The sequence below is a fragment of the Corynebacterium choanae genome (genome assembly GCF_003813965.1).
Lineage (GTDB): Bacteria > Actinomycetota > Actinomycetes > Mycobacteriales > Mycobacteriaceae > Corynebacterium > Corynebacterium choanae.
This window is the reverse complement of sequence record NZ_CP033896.1, coordinates 2,296,563-2,312,711: the sequence shown is the minus strand read 5'-3', so window position 1 is coordinate 2,312,711 and position 16,149 is coordinate 2,296,563. Positions and strand designations below refer to the sequence as shown.

Genomic DNA, 16,149 nt, shown 5'->3' with positions numbered 1-16,149 from the left:
TGTTCGCGGCCAGAAAGCGGCGAAAAGCCCGTGTCGATGGTGCTGTGGAGTTTTTTATCGTGTTCGGCAGCAGTGCCGTAAACCGCTAGCTCGGGCGGTTTGCGTCATTCCAAGCATCCACATAGCCGACGCAATATTCCCACGGCGCATACGCTTCCACTAACGGTTCCGCGGAAGGTTCATGCACCAACGGTGCTTCCCCGCGGATGGATGCCTCAGTATTGGCGATGATGATATCCCAATCGTAATAGTGGGGTTCTTCGCAGGAATCACAGTAACTGCAGATCCCTAAACAGCCTTTGGGAACGAGTAGGCGACGCGCCTGGCGCATCAACATCAAATCGTTCGTTGCGGCGACGCGTTCTTCGGGAGTGAGCGGCTCGAACTCTTCCTCCTCAAGGAAGGATGCCGGATCGTTGGGATCGTCGGCAAAAGGATCGCGCGGCATAGTTTCTTCGAAGTCCACAGTTGCTAGATTATGGCGCCAGCCTAGCGTTAGCAACCCGATTGTCAGCCGTGCTGTGAGTGACTGCTTTTCACCGGCATATTTTTCCCGCCGCTAGCCCCTAAAAGGTGGGCTGTGGTGCCCGCACATGTGCACAAAACAGGGTCGGCTGCAGTGTTGAGCACCCCCGTTAGATGGGCGACGACAATAGCAGTGAACTGCGGCTTTGCGTTTGTCGCCCACTGCAACACCGCAGTGCTGCAATGGTTACCACTCGGCACAAAACTCTGCTGCAACAGCGCCAGGGTGGACGGGACATACCTACCCCTATAGCCTGGGGCTTACGCGCAGCTGCAGCACGGCACAGCTTTGCTGGTGGCCTAAGCCGCGACAACGCTGCTAGTGTAGTGAAATTCTCTCACCGTTCATCATCCAAGGAGCCTGGATTCTACCTATGACCGAGCATGTTGTTCCCACCGGCGGCGATGATCCAACAAAGGTTGCCCTTGTCGGGCTGACTTTTGATGATGTGTTGTTGATCCCGGATGCCTCCGATATTATCCCCAGCGATGTGGACACCTCCACACAGCTCACCCGCAATATTTCTTTGAAAATTCCGCTCGTATCGGCGGCGATGGACACAGTGACCGAAGCGCGTATGGCTATTGCGATGGCTCGGCAAGGTGGCATGGGTGTGCTGCACCGCAACCTCAGCGTCGAAGATCAAGCTGGCCAAGTTGAACTGGTGAAACGATCCGAATCAGGGATGGTCACCAACCCGGTGACCTGCCGGCCAGAGCAAACCATCGGTGAAGTTGATGCGCTCTGTGCAAAATATCGGATCTCTGGCCTGCCGGTTGTTGACGACAATGGCAAACTGCTGGGTATTTGCACCAACCGCGACATGCGTTTTGAACCTGATTTTGAGCGCAAAGTCAGCGAAGTCATGACGAAAATGCCGCTGGTGGTGGCCGAAGAGGGTGTGTCGAAAGAGGACGCATTGGCGTTGCTGTCGGCGAACAAAGTGGAAAAGCTGCCGATCGTGGCAAGTGATGGCCGACTGGTCGGGCTGATTACGGTCAAAGACTTCGTGAAAACCGAACAATATCCGGATGCGTCAAAGGACGCCTCCGGTCGGCTGCTTGTTGGTGCTGGTATCGGCACCGGTGAAGGCTCGTTCGAGCGTGCCGGTGCACTGGTCGACGCAGGTGTTGACGTGCTTGTGGTGGACACCGCCCACGCCCACAACCGCGGGGTGTTGGAAGTAGTCTCCCAGGTGAAGCGGAACTTTGGCGACAAAGTCGATGTCATCGGCGGTAACTTGGCGACCCGTGCCGCGGCGCAGGCAATGATCGATGCTGGTGCTGACGCTATCAAGGTGGGTATTGGTCCCGGTTCGATCTGTACCACCCGGGTGGTTGCCGGCGTGGGTGCCCCACAGATCACAGCGATTATGGAAGCTGCTGTTCCAGCACATAAAGCTGGGGTGCCGATTATCGCCGATGGCGGTATGCAGTTCTCCGGAGATATTGCGAAAGCATTGGCAGCTGGCGCGTCAACTGTGATGCTTGGTTCCCTGTTGGCGGGCACCGCGGAAGCCCCCGGCGAAACGGTCGTGGTCAACGGTAAACAGTACAAGCTGTATCGCGGCATGGGTTCGCTTGGTGCTATGCAGGGGCGTGGCCTGTCCGGAGAAAAGCGATCCTTCAGTAAAGATCGCTATTTCCAGGCTGATGTGAAGTCGGAAGAAAAACTCGTACCGGAAGGTATCGAGGGGCGGGTTCCGTTCCGGGGCTCCGTGGAGCAAATCTCTCACCAGCTTGTTGGTGGTCTGCGGGCAGCAATGGGCTACACCGGATCGGCTACCGTTGCCGAACTGCAGCAGGCAAAATTTGTGCAGATTACCGCCGCTGGTTTGCGTGAGTCTCATCCGCATGACATTCAAATGACGGTGGAAGCACCGAACTATTATCAGCGCTAAGCAATATCTTCAGCAGCACAGCGTATCGTGCTGCTTGTTATCACAGCCCTGGCAGGGATACCGATGTCCCAGCCAGGGCTGTGCTGATTTCCCTGGTGGGCGATTGCGCTGCTCTGGTGGGGTGAATTTGGGTTGTTGCGCAACTATCGGATGGAAGGTGAGGTGCTCTCAACACAGATTTGGTGAGTGTGTTTGCTGCAGCGCAGGCGCCACCTACTGGTGGCAAACGCTTCGGAGGAAAAGTATTTTTCCAGCTCGTTCGAAAAATCGCCTGGGTTCCGGCTAGGCTAAACCACAGCAACTTGCAATCTGCTGCATGGGCTTTGCTTGTTTGCGGAGAACACCATCAATATTGACATTTCCTGCTGCCTGTCATCTCTTCGTAGCCACGACACGGGGCGGTAGGGAAGGTTGGAAAAGAGCGAATATCTCATGAGAGAACACGTCGAAATCGGGCAGGGCCGGCAGGCGCTGCGACACTATGAGCTTGCTGATGTTGCGATCGTCCCCACCCGTCGCACCCGATCCTCTAAGGATGTGGACACGACCTGGCATATTGACGCCTACCATTTTGATGTTCCTCTCATTGCTCACCCCACGGATGCGCTCGTCGATATTCCGTTTGCCGCCGAATTTCAACGCCTCGGTGGGCTTGCCCCACTGAATGTGGAAGGTTTATGGGGGCGGCATGCCAATGCTGAAGAAGAACTCGCCGCACTGGCTGATGTCGCAAACACCGATCCGCAGGCTGCTATGCGTAAACTGCGGGAGTTGCACGCTGCACCATTGAATGTTGAACTCATCAGTGAACGCATAGCAAAGATGCGGGACAGCGGTATGACTGTGGCGGTACGGGTAACCCCGCAGCAGGCCAGGGAGCTTGCCCCGGTAGTGGTGAAAGCTGGTGCCGAGATTTTATTTATCCAAGGCACAGTGATCTCCGCGGAGCATGTTGCCACCGACGGTCAGCCATTGAACTTGAAGGAATTCATTGGCACCTTGGATGTGCCAGTGATCTGCGGTGGGGTGTATGACTACACCACTGCGTTGCATCTGATGCGCACTGGTGCCGCTGGGGTGATTGTTGGTGGTGGCGAAAACCTGCAAGCAGCTTCGATGGGGATCGGGGTTGGGATGGCAACCGCGATTGCTGATGTTGCTGCTGCCCGGCGGGATTATTTGGATGAAACCGCAGGCCGCTATGTGCATGTGATCTGTGACAGTGAAGAAGTGTTCACCTCGGCAGATGTGGTGAAAGCTATCGCCTGCGGGGCGGATGCTGTGGTGCTTGGTCGGCCGTTGGCGATCGCTGAGGAAGCAGCTGCCAAGGGGGCGTTTTGGACACATGCTTCGGCTCATCCACGGTTCCCCCGCTTCGAGGTGGAAGGTCACATGGCCGCCATGTTTGGGGATGAGCGCATCGACGATGGTGCAGTGACGTTGGAAACCTTGCTGCATGGGCCATCCACTGCTGCTGACGGGACCCAAAACTTTGTTGGCGCCCTGAAACGCGCCATGGGGAAATGTGGCTACACCGATGTGAAACAATTCCAAAAGGTTGCGCTCGCTGTCCGGTAAATATTGCACGCAACACCGCTTCCATTCGCTGCTGTTTTCGCGGCGAATGGAAGCAAAGACGCCAGGATTTCGGAGCCTCTCCGCTCAACTCCTGGCGTCTTCGTTGTAGGTGAAAGCCTGCCCAGATATCTGCCGTATCGGGGATGTGGCAAAAGCTGGCAGACAGAAACCCTGACCCATACACGGATTTTCCTGCCCACTTACTGCCAGGAGAGACATCCCTGCTGCGCGGGCACTGCATTCCCGTCTAAGACGGGAGCGATCACATCAGCCAAGCTCGGCGAGCCACCATCACCGCAATGGGTCCACCCCCGAAACACACAAAGCCTCAGGTTCCCACCACATCTGGGGGAATGAGCCCTGCCAGACAAAGTGAAGTTTTCAGGGTCGTTTGACAGGTAAGCGGTGCAACCAGCAACGCCAGCAGGCAAAGCCGCGAACCGCCACAGCAAACAACGCCCCACAAGTAATCGATAGGTTGCGCCGGTGACGGCAAAAGTATCCGCACAGGCAACGCCGAAAGGCATATACTAAACACAACCATGGGCACTATGTTCCCACCGCCCACCGACACACATGCGGCTGAAAAAAAGAATCAGCAGGCTGGCATCGTTGCAAGGGCAACGACACTTGGCAGTCGCCCACAGTGACTCACCAACCACTTGGAAACATATCCGGCTTACTCATTGCAGTGCCATCCCGGCAACAGATCGGACGACAACGTGAACGCAGCGAAAGCTTCAGGCAGCGACACACTCTACGCGCTTGCCGCGTTAACGGTGGGCACCATTGCAGGGTCAAACAAACTCACCAGCAGCCAACGGCCATCACACGATTCCCTCACCGCCATGCTCATGTCCACCCCACCGGGTAAAGGGCCTACCCTCACCAAACAGCAACAGCGGCTAGCGGCTGATCGAATCCTGCTGGAAAACCGCCGCTGCTGGCTAGCTGTTGAACGTTTCGGCTGCCCCTTCCTCCGCACCCAATCCCACTAGATTTTTCGCCATAGTTGCCCCACACGGGGCTAGTTCGCTGCTACTGGGCTAGACTTTGGGGCGTGGAAAACCAGTTACATCGCCCCGTCCTCGTGGTGGATTTTGGTGCGCAATACGCGCAGCTTATCGCCCGCCGAGTTCGGGAAGCACGCATCTACTCAGAAGTGATCCCGCATACCGCCACCCCAGCAGAGATCGCAGCGAAACAACCTGCTGCACTGATTCTCTCCGGCGGCCCATCAAGTGTGTATGAAGATGGCGCCCCATCCCTCGACCCGGAAGTCCTCCAGCTGGGGATTCCCGTGTTTGGTATCTGCTACGGATTCCAAGCAATGACCCATGCGCTCGGCGGTACTGTGGGCAAAACCGGTATTCGGGAATACGGACGCACCCCCCTGAACCTGGTAGCGGACGGCGGAATCACCCACCGTGAACTCGAATCCACCCACATGGTGTGGATGAGCCACGGCGACTCAGTCACCGCCGCCCCAGACGGATTCACCGTCACCGCCACCACCGAAGGTGCACCAGTGGCGGCCTTTGAATGCGCGGCCAAACAAATGGCCGGTGTGCAATACCATCCAGAGGTGTTGCACTCGCCCCACGGTCAAGAAATTCTGGTTCGCTTCCTCACCGAGATCGCCGGTATTCCCCAAGACTGGACTCCGGCAAATATTGCTGAAGAACTCGTCGACAAAGTCCGGCAGCAAATCGGCGAACATGGGCGGGCAATCTGCGGCCTGTCCGGCGGTGTTGACTCAGCTGTGGCAGCCGCCCTCGTGCAGCGTGCCATCGGCGATCGACTCACCTGTGTGTTTGTCGATCATGGTCTGTTGCGTGCCGGGGAACGGGAACAAGTCGAACGGGACTTTGTTGCCGCCACCGGGGCAAAACTTGTCACCGCCGACGAAGTAGACAATTTCATGCGCAAGCTTGCCGGAGTCACCGAACCCGAAGCGAAACGCAAAGCCATCGGCGCGGAATTTATCCGCTCCTTTGAACGTGCCGTAGCCGGTGTCCTCGAAGACGCCCCGGCCGGTTCCACTGTCGAATACCTGGTGCAAGGTACCCTCTATCCAGATGTGGTCGAATCTGGGGAAGGCAGTGGCACTGCCACCATTAAGAGCCACCACAATGTGGGCGGCCTACCAGACGATGTGGAATTTACCCTTGTTGAACCATTGCGGCTGCTGTTTAAAGACGAGGTTCGCGCGGTTGGTCGGGAGCTTGGGCTACCGGAAGAAATCGTTGGCCGTCAGCCATTCCCTGGGCCAGGGCTAGGTATTCGCATCATTGGTGAAGTCACCCCGGAGCGCCTGGAGATTCTGCGGGCAGCAGATCTTATCGCCCGCACAGAGCTGACCAATGCGGGACTCGACAACACGATCTGGCAGTGTCCGGTGGTGCTGCTAGCCGATGTGCGATCCGTCGGTGTACAAGGCGATGGGCGCACCTACGGGCATCCGGTGGTGCTGCGACCGGTTACCAGTGAAGATGCGATGACTGCTGACTGGACTCGGATTCCTTATGATGTTCTCGAGAAAATCTCTACCCGCATCACCAACGAAGTTGATGGCATCAACCGGGTAGTGCTCGACGTCACCTCGAAGCCGCCAGGAACCATCGAATGGGAATAATCCCTGCCTGCTGAAGCGGTGAGCAATAAGCTCGCCGCAGCGCTTCGCGTCGATACGTGTCACTGACGCGGCCGTTACCCAGGTGCGGGATTGGACACCGCTGATAGTCGACTCAAATACGTGTTTGACGCTTATCGCAAAACGACAATAGCCAGGATCATCACTGATCCTGGCTATTGTCTATTGCTGTCTTTGAGTGTGCCGAGCGAAGCCGAATGAAGAAGCTGCATGGTTGCGTGTTCCGGTGGAAGTTTTCCTTCCGGCTAGGCTGCGCGCGACCGAGCAGGTGGGTGACCTGTTCGGCCACTTATTCGGGGTGGTATCTGTGGGAGGGTGTGGCGAAGGCGAGTCATCAGCCGGAAGAACCAACCCCGGGGATTCTGGCCAGCCGCCGCACACAAAGCAGGAGGAAGCCCGCGAAACGCTGTGGTTAGCTTTCGGTGCGCTAGTGCAGTTCCTCAGCAAGTGTCATAAGGAAGAGTTCTTGCTCAATCCAAATTGCTGCCCGCTGCCCATCAGATGCACCAGTAACAACAAACCCGGTTGCAGCCGGTAGATCACGATTGACTGCCACATCGCCTACCGCATATACCCCCTGCACCGAGGTTTGCTGCATTGAGTTCACCGCAATAGTGCCCCACTGTTCCATCTGTTCGCAGCCTAACTGGTCGGCCAGATCAGAATGTTGACAGGAATCGGGACGGTAGAAAATCACTTCCCGCTCCATAGTGGTGCCATCCTCGAAGTGGACAACCATGTGCGGGGCACGGCCAGAGATCTCCACCACCTTGTTGTTGATGAACTTCACTCCACCTTGCGTGACAAGATCATGCACCTGTCGGTCGAGCGGATAATCCTGGTTGAAAAGCACCACATCGTCCGAGAACCGGTCGGCAATATAGCGCGACAGCATCGCATCACCAGGACGGGAAGAAAGCACCCCAATCGCCCGCCCGGTGCACTCATAGCCATAGCAGTAAATACAGTGGAATAAGCCACGACCCCAGTGTTCCGCAACACCTTTCAGATCGCTGAGCTGATCATATTGTCCCGTTGCGAGCACAATGATTTTTGCTGTGGCGACCTCTTTTTCCTCGTCATCTTTGACAAACTCCACATGAAAATCGCCGACTTCACCCCACACCCGGGTGACTTCACCCGGTTGCAGGCGAACCTTGGGATATTGGGTGAGTTCTTCCCGTGCAAGCGCAAGGAGCTGTGCCGGCGGGAAGCCATCCCGCGACAGATACATGTGCATCGCGGTGGCTGGAGTATTGCGCGGTTTCCCGGCATCGACAAGCAGCACGTCCCGTTGCTGACGCCCCAGCACTGTTGCAGTCATTGCTCCTGCAGGCCCGCCGCCAATGACGACAACATCGTAGTGCTGCATAACTGTTTTCCTTTCATAAGCCAGGGCGTAGGTGGCAGTGATGAATTACTAAAACAAGCAAGATTGTTGCCCCCAACCATCCATGTGGCGATTGCACGCAAGGTGATGGTGGAAGACACGTGGTGTTGCCAAGCTGCGTACTGTTTTTCAGTTGCCACATCGACGGTTGGCTGCCGTCACTGTGTGGTGGGCAAGCTGTTGATCGTGAACTGTTGTACACGGCAGGTTGCGATATGGCAGTGGCGGTCGAGTTTCCGGCCAGTGGTCGACACCGAAAAGCATCTGTTCTATGTATTGCTAAGGCGCTACCTATCGTTACTTGCCAGGGGGGAGTTCGGATTGCCTGTCCTGTTGTTTAGGGTACTCTGCTGGCTGCAGTTTCGGTGGCTTCCGGGCATTGTGGGTAGCAAAGTTGGGGTATGGGGTTTGCCACAACCTGCGGTGATCCTGCGACAAGACTGCAGGTGATGGTGGCAGGTTATTGTTTGTCTAAATAGGCCAGCGCCCGGGTGCCGTCAATATGGGGGAAGACGGTCCATAGCCACCAGAATATTAGTATCCAGCCAACCAGCATCCATCCCCAGGCAAGTGGTGTTATTGCGGGCGCTACCATGAGTGCCAGCCAGAGCGGGAACAAGGGGAGCAGGGTGGCAGGATTGGGTTTGTAGCTGTTGTTGTGTTGTTCAATGTAGGCGCGGATTGCTTTCCGGTAGGGGTGCCCGTACACCATAAGCGTTCCTGCCGCTACCAGCCCCATTGTGATGAGTGCTCTGCTGGTGTTGCTGAGGTCGCTGGTAAGAATTGGCCAAGTGCTGGCAAACAATGCAGAGGTCACCAGCCGAACGATGACCGGCGTGGGAATTGGGGTGACATGACTGCGCATTGTCGTGAGATAAGACATATCAGGCAGTGTAGTAGGCAAAGGGGTGGCAGTGGCGAAGTTGTCGGCGGGGCTGATGGCATTGATAGAACCGCGAATAATTCGGTGCTGGCAAAGCATTGCGATGTGCAAGGTGGGCGTGGATCGTGACAAAAACAGTGATGCGGAACCAAGGGTGTCAAGGGTGTCAAGGGTGAATGATTGCTGGATTAGCGTTGAGTTGCGGGGCAAGTGGTGGTGACACGCGCGGGCAGGGGGTATTTGGGGGTGGTGGGTGGTGGTGTTGATAGCGCAGGAGATGTCGCCCAGCCTGCGATATTTATCAATAATAGAACAAATGTTCGCACTCATGGAGTTATTTGATTGACTGTGTGGATGGCTGACGCTTAACTAAGAACAGCACAACCAATAGAACGGATGTTTGTTTTATGATGGGCATTTCGACAAACGCTACAGATCGGCCGTCATCGAAAGCGGCGCAGGTGATCGCGCTTACGCAGCGGCTTTCCGCAGCTGGTCTGCCGGTTCAGCGTGCCACTGATGTGGCGCAGGTGTTTCCGTCGGCGGCAGCGTCGCAGAACAAACAGGTACGACCCCAGCTATCAGTCGTGCCTGAATCTGTGGCGAGCGAGCCTTATGAATCGAACAGTGCTGCGCCAGAAACAAGCTCATCTGTTCGAACGGCATCTGGGGCAACGATGGGCACTGTAGCCATTCCAGAAGCTTTACAGTCAATGCTGCCGACGGGAGGGTTGCCGCGTCGTCGGCTAAGTACCTGTGGTAACAGTCCGCTGCTGGTTGTAGAACTTATCGCCGCAGCCCTACAGGCAGGCAACTATGTGGCTGTCGTGAACTGGCCACAGCTGCTGCTCACTCAACTGGTGGACTATGGCATCAATGTGGAACGGTTGGTGCTTATCCCACATCCTGGTGCAGACCCGCTTGGGGTGGTGGGAATGCTTGTCGATGGCATCGATCTGGTGGTGTATCACGATGCTGGTGGCGGAGCAGTGCGCAATCGGCAGCTTCCGCCCACACAGATCCGTCCACTGACGGCTAAGCTTCGCCGTGGCTGTGCTGCCGTGTTGGTGGTGGGGGCGCAGGTGTCCCACGCGGCAGTACAGATAAGTGCCACACCGATACACATTCACGGGCTAGGTTATGGCACAGGTCGCATCCGTGGCATTGAACTTGCGGTAGCAGTAACCGTCCAAGGCCGCCCCGCACAACATAGGCAACTTATGGTGACAGCGACCGGTTTTACTCGCCCCACGCGCGCAGCAGAAGGGCGCCTGCGGTGCCGAAACGCTGTGTAGCGTCGTTGCCTATGTTGAACAATGACACCGAAACGCTGCACCGCACACGAATACGGCATGCCCCAGAAAAAGAGATGAAGATTCCCGGGCAGTCACAAGACGGATAGTTCAGTGATGACAGCAACGAGCACATGGTGGAATACACCCATGTGCAACAGGCGGAAGGCAACAGATGGAAAACAGCAGTCTTCCTGATGGGAACATCACGCTGCGGGCATCGAGCAAACTTGCATTATGGTTTCCTGACTGGCCGGTGCAGGCCGTGCATCTCCAACAGCAGCATCCTGCCACAGCAGTGATTGCTGTGAGTGGGCAGGGACGGGCGCGGCATACTATTGCTGCCTGTGGGGCGTCCGCACGACAACAAGGCATAGCACGGGGGATGAATATTCGTGCCGCCCAAGCGCTTTGCCCAGATCTGGTCGTGTGTCCTTGGGATGAATCACGTGACTATGCAGCGTTTGAAACAGTTGTCGCTGCCCTCGAGGATGTGGTGGCATCGTTAGAAATTTTGCGACCAGGGCTTGTGGTAGTTGATATTTATCGGGCAGCACGATTTTGGGGTGGTCTTGATCATGCGACACAACGTCTACTCGATGCGGCAAGCCTCCCAGGAATTGATCTTCGCTGCGGTCTTGCGACGACTATGACTACAGCGCTGCTTGCCGCCCGGGCAAACCGATTGCTACAGCCGAGCGACGAGCAACAATTCCTAGCCGAGCAGCCCATCACTCAGCTGCTTGCAGAAACTGCGTTAGAAGTTGACCCAACTACTGTGGGGCAACTCTACGATGTGGGTGTTCGAACCTGTGGTGATCTCACCGCAATTGATGCCGCTGCAGTTACTACCCGTTTCGGGCAGCCTGGTATGCGCTGTTATACCATCGCTGCTGGCAACGACCAGCGCCGTGTCCATCCGGCGCTGCCTCAAGCCGACTTCACGGTCACTTATGATTGTCCACAGCCGATCACTCGGGTTGATGAGGCTGCTTTTCTTGCCCGAAGCCTTGCGGATCGACTCCATACACAGCTGTCGGCAGCAGCGATGGTGTGTCAGCGGTTGCAAGTCACCATGGAGTGCCGTACTCCTTCCGGTGAGATCACCATTGAACGGCTGTGGCGCACCAGAGAACCATTAACTGAAACCACTACTGCTGACCGGATTCGCTGGCAGCTTGATACATGGTTGACCAAACGCGGCGTTCACCCCCAGGCAGTTGTCGACGCGCAGCCGGGTAAGAGCGACGAGCAAACCGGTGACGATAGTGGACTCTGGGGGATCACCAGTATCGTGCTTTCTCCCGTGGAGATTTCCGCTCCTGATCATGGGGAAGGACTTTTTGCTCAGCACACTTCCAACAGCAGCCAAGCGGCAGCGGCAGTAAACCGGGTACAAACGCTACTGGGCATAGAGGCTGTTGAAGGGGTGTATCACGCTGGCGGTATCAGCCCAGTGGAACGACTGCAAACACTTCCCTGGGGCGAAGCGCCCGCCGACAAGCACACAAGCCAAGTATCACGGCGTTGGGCGGGGAAAATTCCTGCCCCACTGCCAGCGGCACGTGTCGATCGGACACTTTCAACGAATCGGGTAGTGCTGCTGGATGCTGCTGGCCGGGAAGTGTTTGTCACTGTGGAAGCTTTACTGGCTGGCAGACCAGTGCACGCCCGCTACTGTGACCAGGAATTCACGATCACCGGCTGGGCTGGGCCGTGGCCCGTGGACACGCTGTGGTGGACTGCACAGCCGCAACGTCTCGCGAGGCTACAGATCAGTGGGCACGAACAAGAACAGCCGGCAGCATTATTTGCGTGGCTGTTGGTGTGGCAAAACAATATGTGGCAGATCGAAGCCTCATATTGCTAACACAAAACCCCGGGTTGATCGATCAATTCTCAAGCAGAATGATCAACCAACCCGGGGGGCGGGAGCTAATCGAATAGGTAAGCTCCCGCAAACAGATATGCAATGCGGTCAAACTAGGCTGTGAGCTACGGGTGAACACACAGTAGTTGACGAGCAAATACTGCTGTCAGCAGTAATGTGCTGATTAGTGAGGCAGACCTGGGATAACTGGTGCAGGCAGGCCTGGGATAACCAGGGCGCCGGTCAGCCAAGCAACGATAGCACCGAGCACACCGAGAGCAGCGACAACGCCGATAACAGACTTGCTGCTACCTTCCTGACGGCCGTTGGAGGAGGTGAGGTCGATGTTGTTGTTGGAGGAGTTCTTGTCGGCGGTGGCGGTGTTCTCGTCGCCTTCAGTCGCATCGGTGGCAGACTGATTCTTGCTGCTCAGACCCTTGGAGCTGCTGTCGTTGCCATTATTGGAGGACAGCTTATCCTTCAGGCCGCCCAGGAAGTCGTTGTTGCCCTGGTTAGCGTTTTCAGCAGGGGTCTCGTCGTTTTCAGCAGGATCTTGGTTGTCTTCTTTAGAACCATCCTTTTCCTGCTCAGCGATAGCTTCCTTGCATTCATCGCTGCGGCTGTCGCCATCGTTCTGAGGGTCGCAGACGGCCGGAAGGTTTTCCTCAGCGAAAGCAGGGGTAGCGAAACCAGCGGACAGAACAGTAGCAGTTGCAATAGCAGCGGTGAACTTGCGAATACGCATAGAATTCATCCTTACATATATTTGAGGAAATGAGCTTTGACGCAACAACACTGTACGCGTTGTTGTCGCTAGCCAAGTTGCTACAGTTCCGATACTCGGTACCTGCAGCAGTGCCAGTGGACTAGCGCACCGCAGCATCCTGCGGTCTTGGTTACTACGTCGCAACCAACGCACACATTGTTACGTACTGGATGTAATATTGGCAAGCTTTTTCTTCCTGTAGCCCATGTGGCTAGGTACCTGTGCGCCATTCGTTGATCTGAGCAGATGTGAAGAAGTTGTGCTGTTTTAGGAAGAAAAAGCCAGCTTGCTCCGCAAAAATTTGCTGAGAAAACCAATGTGCCAATGAACAAGGAAAAAACGGGATTTGTCACGGCAGCTGAAGCTCTGTGGTTCTTGCCACAATACCGAATTGTATGCAGATGCCAGTCGGATCCCGGGGTAACAGCAGTCGCCTGCGCGATGATCGCGTGGTGTAGCAGCGCCTTATTTGCTCGCGCTAGTCGAACAGGGCATGGTCGGTTACTGCTGCAAAATGTCGATGACAAGCCTGGTTGGGTTGTTCAGTACTTGTACCGAGTAAGGATGTTCGCCGCCGGAAAGGCCGATCATGAACTGCTGCCTGCCTTCAAATATGCTGACGTCATCGATCTCTGAGATCAGTGTGCCCGGTGGGTCGGTGATATCAAATATTTTCGGTGCTTCGCCGACTTCAAACGGATAAGCAACACCGTCAATATTCACCTCTAAAAACGTGTCGCCGGCGATATGCACCGGTTTGCCGCTGCCCTGCGCTGTGGGATCCTTCGTGTAGCGCACAAACCAGCCCGGAGTTCCGGCACCGGTGAAATCAAACACTATCCGGTCGAAGGTGTCATGGGTGCCGATACGAACATTCGTCACGTTGAGATCTGCTGGCGGTTCGGGACGCTGGATTTTTTCCTCCACATTCGCGGTTCCCAGCGGCGGCAATCCGGCATTAGTGTCGTCAGCGTTTCCAGTTGGTGGAGCACCATCGTTGGTAGTGGATTGTTCCGGTGCAATAGACTCGCTAGTCGAGGTGCTTTGCAGCGGCGATGGCTGGGGAGTAGTAATAACGCATGCGCTCACCGCACAGCTCGTTGCAAGAAGCACAGCGGCAAGACGATGCAGTCGGTGAGGCGCGATACGTGTGGTACTCATAGATCTCCCACCCTATCCGGGCTTCCTACGCTTTCGCCAATGGTTAACAGCGTTACACGCCAATTGTGGGGCAATTGTTGTGATGTTGTAACCCAGGCATAGAAAAAGCCCAGCAGAATAATCTGCTGGGCTTGCTGTCTGCACCACATGTGCGGCCGGATTGAGCCGTACCCCAGACACTCCGTGGTGAGGGATTTACGATCCCAGGCCACCAAGGAATGCGGGGAGCCGAGGGGCTGTGCTCGATTAGCGGCGCAGAATCTTCTTCGACAGCCAGTTGCCGAAGAGCTGTGCGATTTGCACGATAACAATAATCGCAGCAGTCGCCACCAAGGTGACCTCCCACTGGAAGGCTTGGTAACCGTAGGTGATAGCGAAGTTCCCCAGGCCACCGCCGCCAATATAGCCAGCCATCGCGGACATGTCGGTGACTGCAATAAATATAAAGGTATAGCCGAGCACCAAGGGGCCTAGCGCTTCCGGAATAATCACCGATGTGATGATTTTCAGTGGGGAAGCGCCCATGGCCCGGGCAGCCTCGATCACGCCAGGATCGATTGCAACCAAGTTCTGCTCAACGATACGGGACACGCCAAAGGTTGCCGCAATCGACATCACAAACACAGCAGCATTCGTACCGATAGTGGTACCCACCACCGACCGGGTGACCGGCCCTAGTGCGGCAATCAAAATAATAAAAGGAATAGGCCGCACAAAGTTCACAATAAAGTTCAGCACCGTGTAGAGCGCTTTATTGCGTAAAATGCCCTGATCCCGGGTGGTGTAGAGCAACGTGCCGATGATTAGGCCGAGCAGTCCACCGACCACCATGGTGATTGACACCATATAGAGCGTGGTGGTGATCGCTTCAAAGAAGCGTGGCCGAAGATTATCCCAGTTCGCTGCAGCAAGCATCGTGGTGGTCATCGCAGAATCTCCTCACACTCGGTGGTGCGCTGCAAGCGCTGATAGAAGGTTTCGATTACCTCCGGATCGCCGGTGAGGCGAACGGTAATCTTGCCGAAGCTTTGATGTTTGAGCGTCGTAATGCCGCCGTGCACAATATTGATCGACACCCCTTGGCTGCGGGCTTCGGCTGCAGCGGTGAAAAAGCCACTGTGTTCGGTGAGATTAATGGTAAAGAGGCGACCGTCACCGGCGAGCAGCTCGTCAGCTTCGATCTGATCTGGGGTGTTGCGCAGTGTTGTTGCCACAAATCGTGCAGCAACCTGTGTTTTCGGGGCAGAGAACACCTGGTAAACGTCGCCGAATTCCACCACTTTCCCGTTTTCCATCACCGCGACTTTGTCGGCGATCGATCGCACCACATCCATCTCGTGGGTGATGACCACAATGGTGATGCCAAGTTCTTGGTTGACTCGCCGCAGCAACGCCAACACATCATGGGTAGTTTCCGGGTCGAGTGCTGAGGTTGCCTCATCGCACAGCAGCAGCGTGGGGTTGGTGGCGAGTGCCCGGGCAATGCCGACACGCTGTTTTTGGCCACCGGAGAGCTGTTCGGGATAGTTCCCGCCCCGATCGGAAAGGCCAACAAAGTCGAGAAGTTCGGCGACCCGCTGCTGACGTTGCTCTTTAGGCATGCCGGCGAGTTTCAACGGATAGGCGATATTGCCTGCCGCGGTTCGTGAACGCATCAGGTTGAATTGTTGGAAAATCATCCCGATATTGCGGCGCAAGCTGCGGATTTGTTTCTCTGGCATGCCGACAATGTTGGTGCCGTCGAGCAGGAGCTTCCCCGAGGTTGGGGTGTCTAATCCGTTGATCATGCGGACAAGGGTGGATTTCCCGGCACCGGAATAGCCGATGACGCCCAAAATTTCGCCGGGTTCAACGACAAGATCAATATTGTCTAGGGCTGTGACGCTGGTATTGCCGGAGGAAAAGACTTTGGTGACGCCTTGAAACTCCACGCGGGTACCGGTGCGCGGTTGGATGTTTGTCACGAATCCGCCTCGCTTGGTGTAGATGAGTTGAAAAAACGATGGGGCTTGTTCATGCTAAAACGCTCCCCGCGGTATGCCCGTGGTGGGCGGCGCTGGCGGGAGCGTTGCAGCATGGTGGAAAGCGATTGCTGCGGTGAGCCGTGATTGCAAGCACTAGGCTCACCGC

At 56.1% G+C, this 16,149-nt stretch carries 13 protein-coding genes; 6 read left to right on the top strand and 7 right to left on the bottom strand.

Annotation, left to right across the window (positions count from 1 at the left end; all coding sequences use genetic code 11):
* Nucleotides 1-85 precede the first annotated feature (85 nt).
* Nucleotides 86-466 (bottom strand): DUF5319 family protein, encoded by a 381-nt coding sequence (locus tag CCHOA_RS08350; RefSeq protein WP_245992121.1) that lies wholly within the window; start codon nucleotides 464-466, stop codon nucleotides 86-88.
* A 433-nt stretch (nucleotides 467-899) separates the two neighbouring features.
* On the opposite strand from CCHOA_RS08350, the gene guaB reads away from it, so the two are divergent.
* From guaB to guaA, 4 genes are all read left to right on the top strand, one after another.
* Entirely contained in the window at nucleotides 900-2,426 is a 1,527-nt protein-coding gene (gene guaB / locus CCHOA_RS08345) for an IMP dehydrogenase (RefSeq protein WP_123929354.1), read from the top strand.
* A gap of 432 nt (nucleotides 2,427-2,858) precedes the next feature.
* Complete coding sequence (locus CCHOA_RS08340) at nucleotides 2,859-4,004, top strand: GuaB3 family IMP dehydrogenase-related protein (RefSeq protein WP_123929351.1); 1,146 nt, start codon at nucleotides 2,859-2,861, stop codon at nucleotides 4,002-4,004.
* Between the two features lie 722 nt (nucleotides 4,005-4,726).
* On the top strand, nucleotides 4,727-5,002 hold the full coding sequence (locus tag CCHOA_RS08335; protein WP_123929348.1) for a hypothetical protein: 276 nt from the start codon (nucleotides 4,727-4,729) through the stop codon (nucleotides 5,000-5,002).
* A gap of 62 nt (nucleotides 5,003-5,064) precedes the next feature.
* A complete protein-coding gene (gene guaA / locus CCHOA_RS08330; RefSeq protein WP_123929345.1) occupies nucleotides 5,065-6,639 on the top strand; it encodes a glutamine-hydrolyzing GMP synthase in 1,575 nt (524 codons plus the stop codon).
* A gap of 445 nt (nucleotides 6,640-7,084) precedes the next feature.
* On the opposite strand, the gene CCHOA_RS08325 is transcribed toward guaA, so the two are convergent.
* Nucleotides 7,085-8,029: an NAD(P)/FAD-dependent oxidoreductase gene (locus CCHOA_RS08325; RefSeq protein ID WP_123929342.1), complete on the bottom strand. Its 945-nt coding sequence runs from the start codon at nucleotides 8,027-8,029 to the stop codon at nucleotides 7,085-7,087.
* 478 nt (nucleotides 8,030-8,507) lie between these two features.
* Nucleotides 8,508-8,930, bottom strand: coding sequence for a hypothetical protein (locus CCHOA_RS08320; protein ID WP_123929339.1), 423 nt, complete (start codon nucleotides 8,928-8,930; stop codon nucleotides 8,508-8,510).
* A gap of 713 nt (nucleotides 8,931-9,643) precedes the next feature.
* Here CCHOA_RS08320 and CCHOA_RS08315 point away from each other — a divergent pair.
* Both CCHOA_RS08315 and CCHOA_RS08310 read left to right on the top strand, forming a co-directional pair.
* Nucleotides 9,644-10,225: a hypothetical protein gene (locus tag CCHOA_RS08315; protein WP_123929336.1), complete on the top strand. Its 582-nt coding sequence runs from the start codon at nucleotides 9,644-9,646 to the stop codon at nucleotides 10,223-10,225.
* A gap of 172 nt (nucleotides 10,226-10,397) precedes the next feature.
* A complete protein-coding gene (locus CCHOA_RS08310; protein WP_123929333.1) occupies nucleotides 10,398-12,092 on the top strand; it encodes a Y-family DNA polymerase in 1,695 nt (564 codons plus the stop codon).
* A gap of 184 nt (nucleotides 12,093-12,276) precedes the next feature.
* Here CCHOA_RS08310 and CCHOA_RS08305 read toward each other — a convergent pair whose 3' ends face one another.
* From CCHOA_RS08305 to CCHOA_RS08290, 4 genes are all read right to left on the bottom strand, one after another.
* Nucleotides 12,277-12,837, bottom strand: coding sequence for a hypothetical protein (locus CCHOA_RS08305; RefSeq protein WP_123929330.1), 561 nt, complete (start codon nucleotides 12,835-12,837; stop codon nucleotides 12,277-12,279).
* Nucleotides 12,838-13,359: 522 nt separating this feature from the next.
* On the bottom strand, nucleotides 13,360-14,019 hold the full coding sequence (locus tag CCHOA_RS08300) for an AMIN-like domain-containing (lipo)protein (protein WP_245992120.1): 660 nt from the start codon (nucleotides 14,017-14,019) through the stop codon (nucleotides 13,360-13,362).
* A 246-nt stretch (nucleotides 14,020-14,265) separates the two neighbouring features.
* Nucleotides 14,266-14,946, bottom strand: coding sequence for a methionine ABC transporter permease (locus tag CCHOA_RS08295; RefSeq protein WP_123929327.1), 681 nt, complete (start codon nucleotides 14,944-14,946; stop codon nucleotides 14,266-14,268).
* Nucleotides 14,943-15,983 (bottom strand): methionine ABC transporter ATP-binding protein, encoded by a 1,041-nt coding sequence (locus tag CCHOA_RS08290; RefSeq protein WP_245992119.1) that lies wholly within the window; start codon nucleotides 15,981-15,983, stop codon nucleotides 14,943-14,945. Before CCHOA_RS08290 ends, CCHOA_RS08295 begins: the two co-directional genes overlap by 4 nt.
* Nucleotides 15,984-16,149 lie beyond the last annotated feature (166 nt).

What these genes read in the sequence shown, in the direction of transcription:
- CCHOA_RS08320 (WP_123929339.1), bottom strand. Translation starts at nt 8,930, where the DNA reads ATGTCTTATCTCACGACAATGCGCAGTCATGTCACCCCAATTCCCACG.
- CCHOA_RS08325 (WP_123929342.1), bottom strand. Translation starts at nt 8,029, where the DNA reads ATGCAGCACTACGATGTTGTCGTCATTGGCGGCGGGCCTGCAGGAGCA.
- guaB (WP_123929354.1), top strand. Translation starts at nt 900, where the DNA reads ATGACCGAGCATGTTGTTCCCACCGGCGGCGATGATCCAACAAAGGTT.
- CCHOA_RS08310 (WP_123929333.1), top strand. Translation starts at nt 10,398, where the DNA reads ATGGAAAACAGCAGTCTTCCTGATGGGAACATCACGCTGCGGGCATCG.
- CCHOA_RS08340 (WP_123929351.1), top strand. Translation starts at nt 2,859, where the DNA reads ATGAGAGAACACGTCGAAATCGGGCAGGGCCGGCAGGCGCTGCGACAC.
- CCHOA_RS08295 (WP_123929327.1), bottom strand. Translation starts at nt 14,946, where the DNA reads ATGACCACCACGATGCTTGCTGCAGCGAACTGGGATAATCTTCGGCCA.
- CCHOA_RS08305 (WP_123929330.1), bottom strand. Translation starts at nt 12,837, where the DNA reads ATGCGTATTCGCAAGTTCACCGCTGCTATTGCAACTGCTACTGTTCTG.
- CCHOA_RS08300 (WP_245992120.1), bottom strand. Translation starts at nt 14,019, where the DNA reads ATGAGTACCACACGTATCGCGCCTCACCGACTGCATCGTCTTGCCGCT.
- CCHOA_RS08315 (WP_123929336.1), top strand. Translation starts at nt 9,644, where the DNA reads ATGCTGCCGACGGGAGGGTTGCCGCGTCGTCGGCTAAGTACCTGTGGT.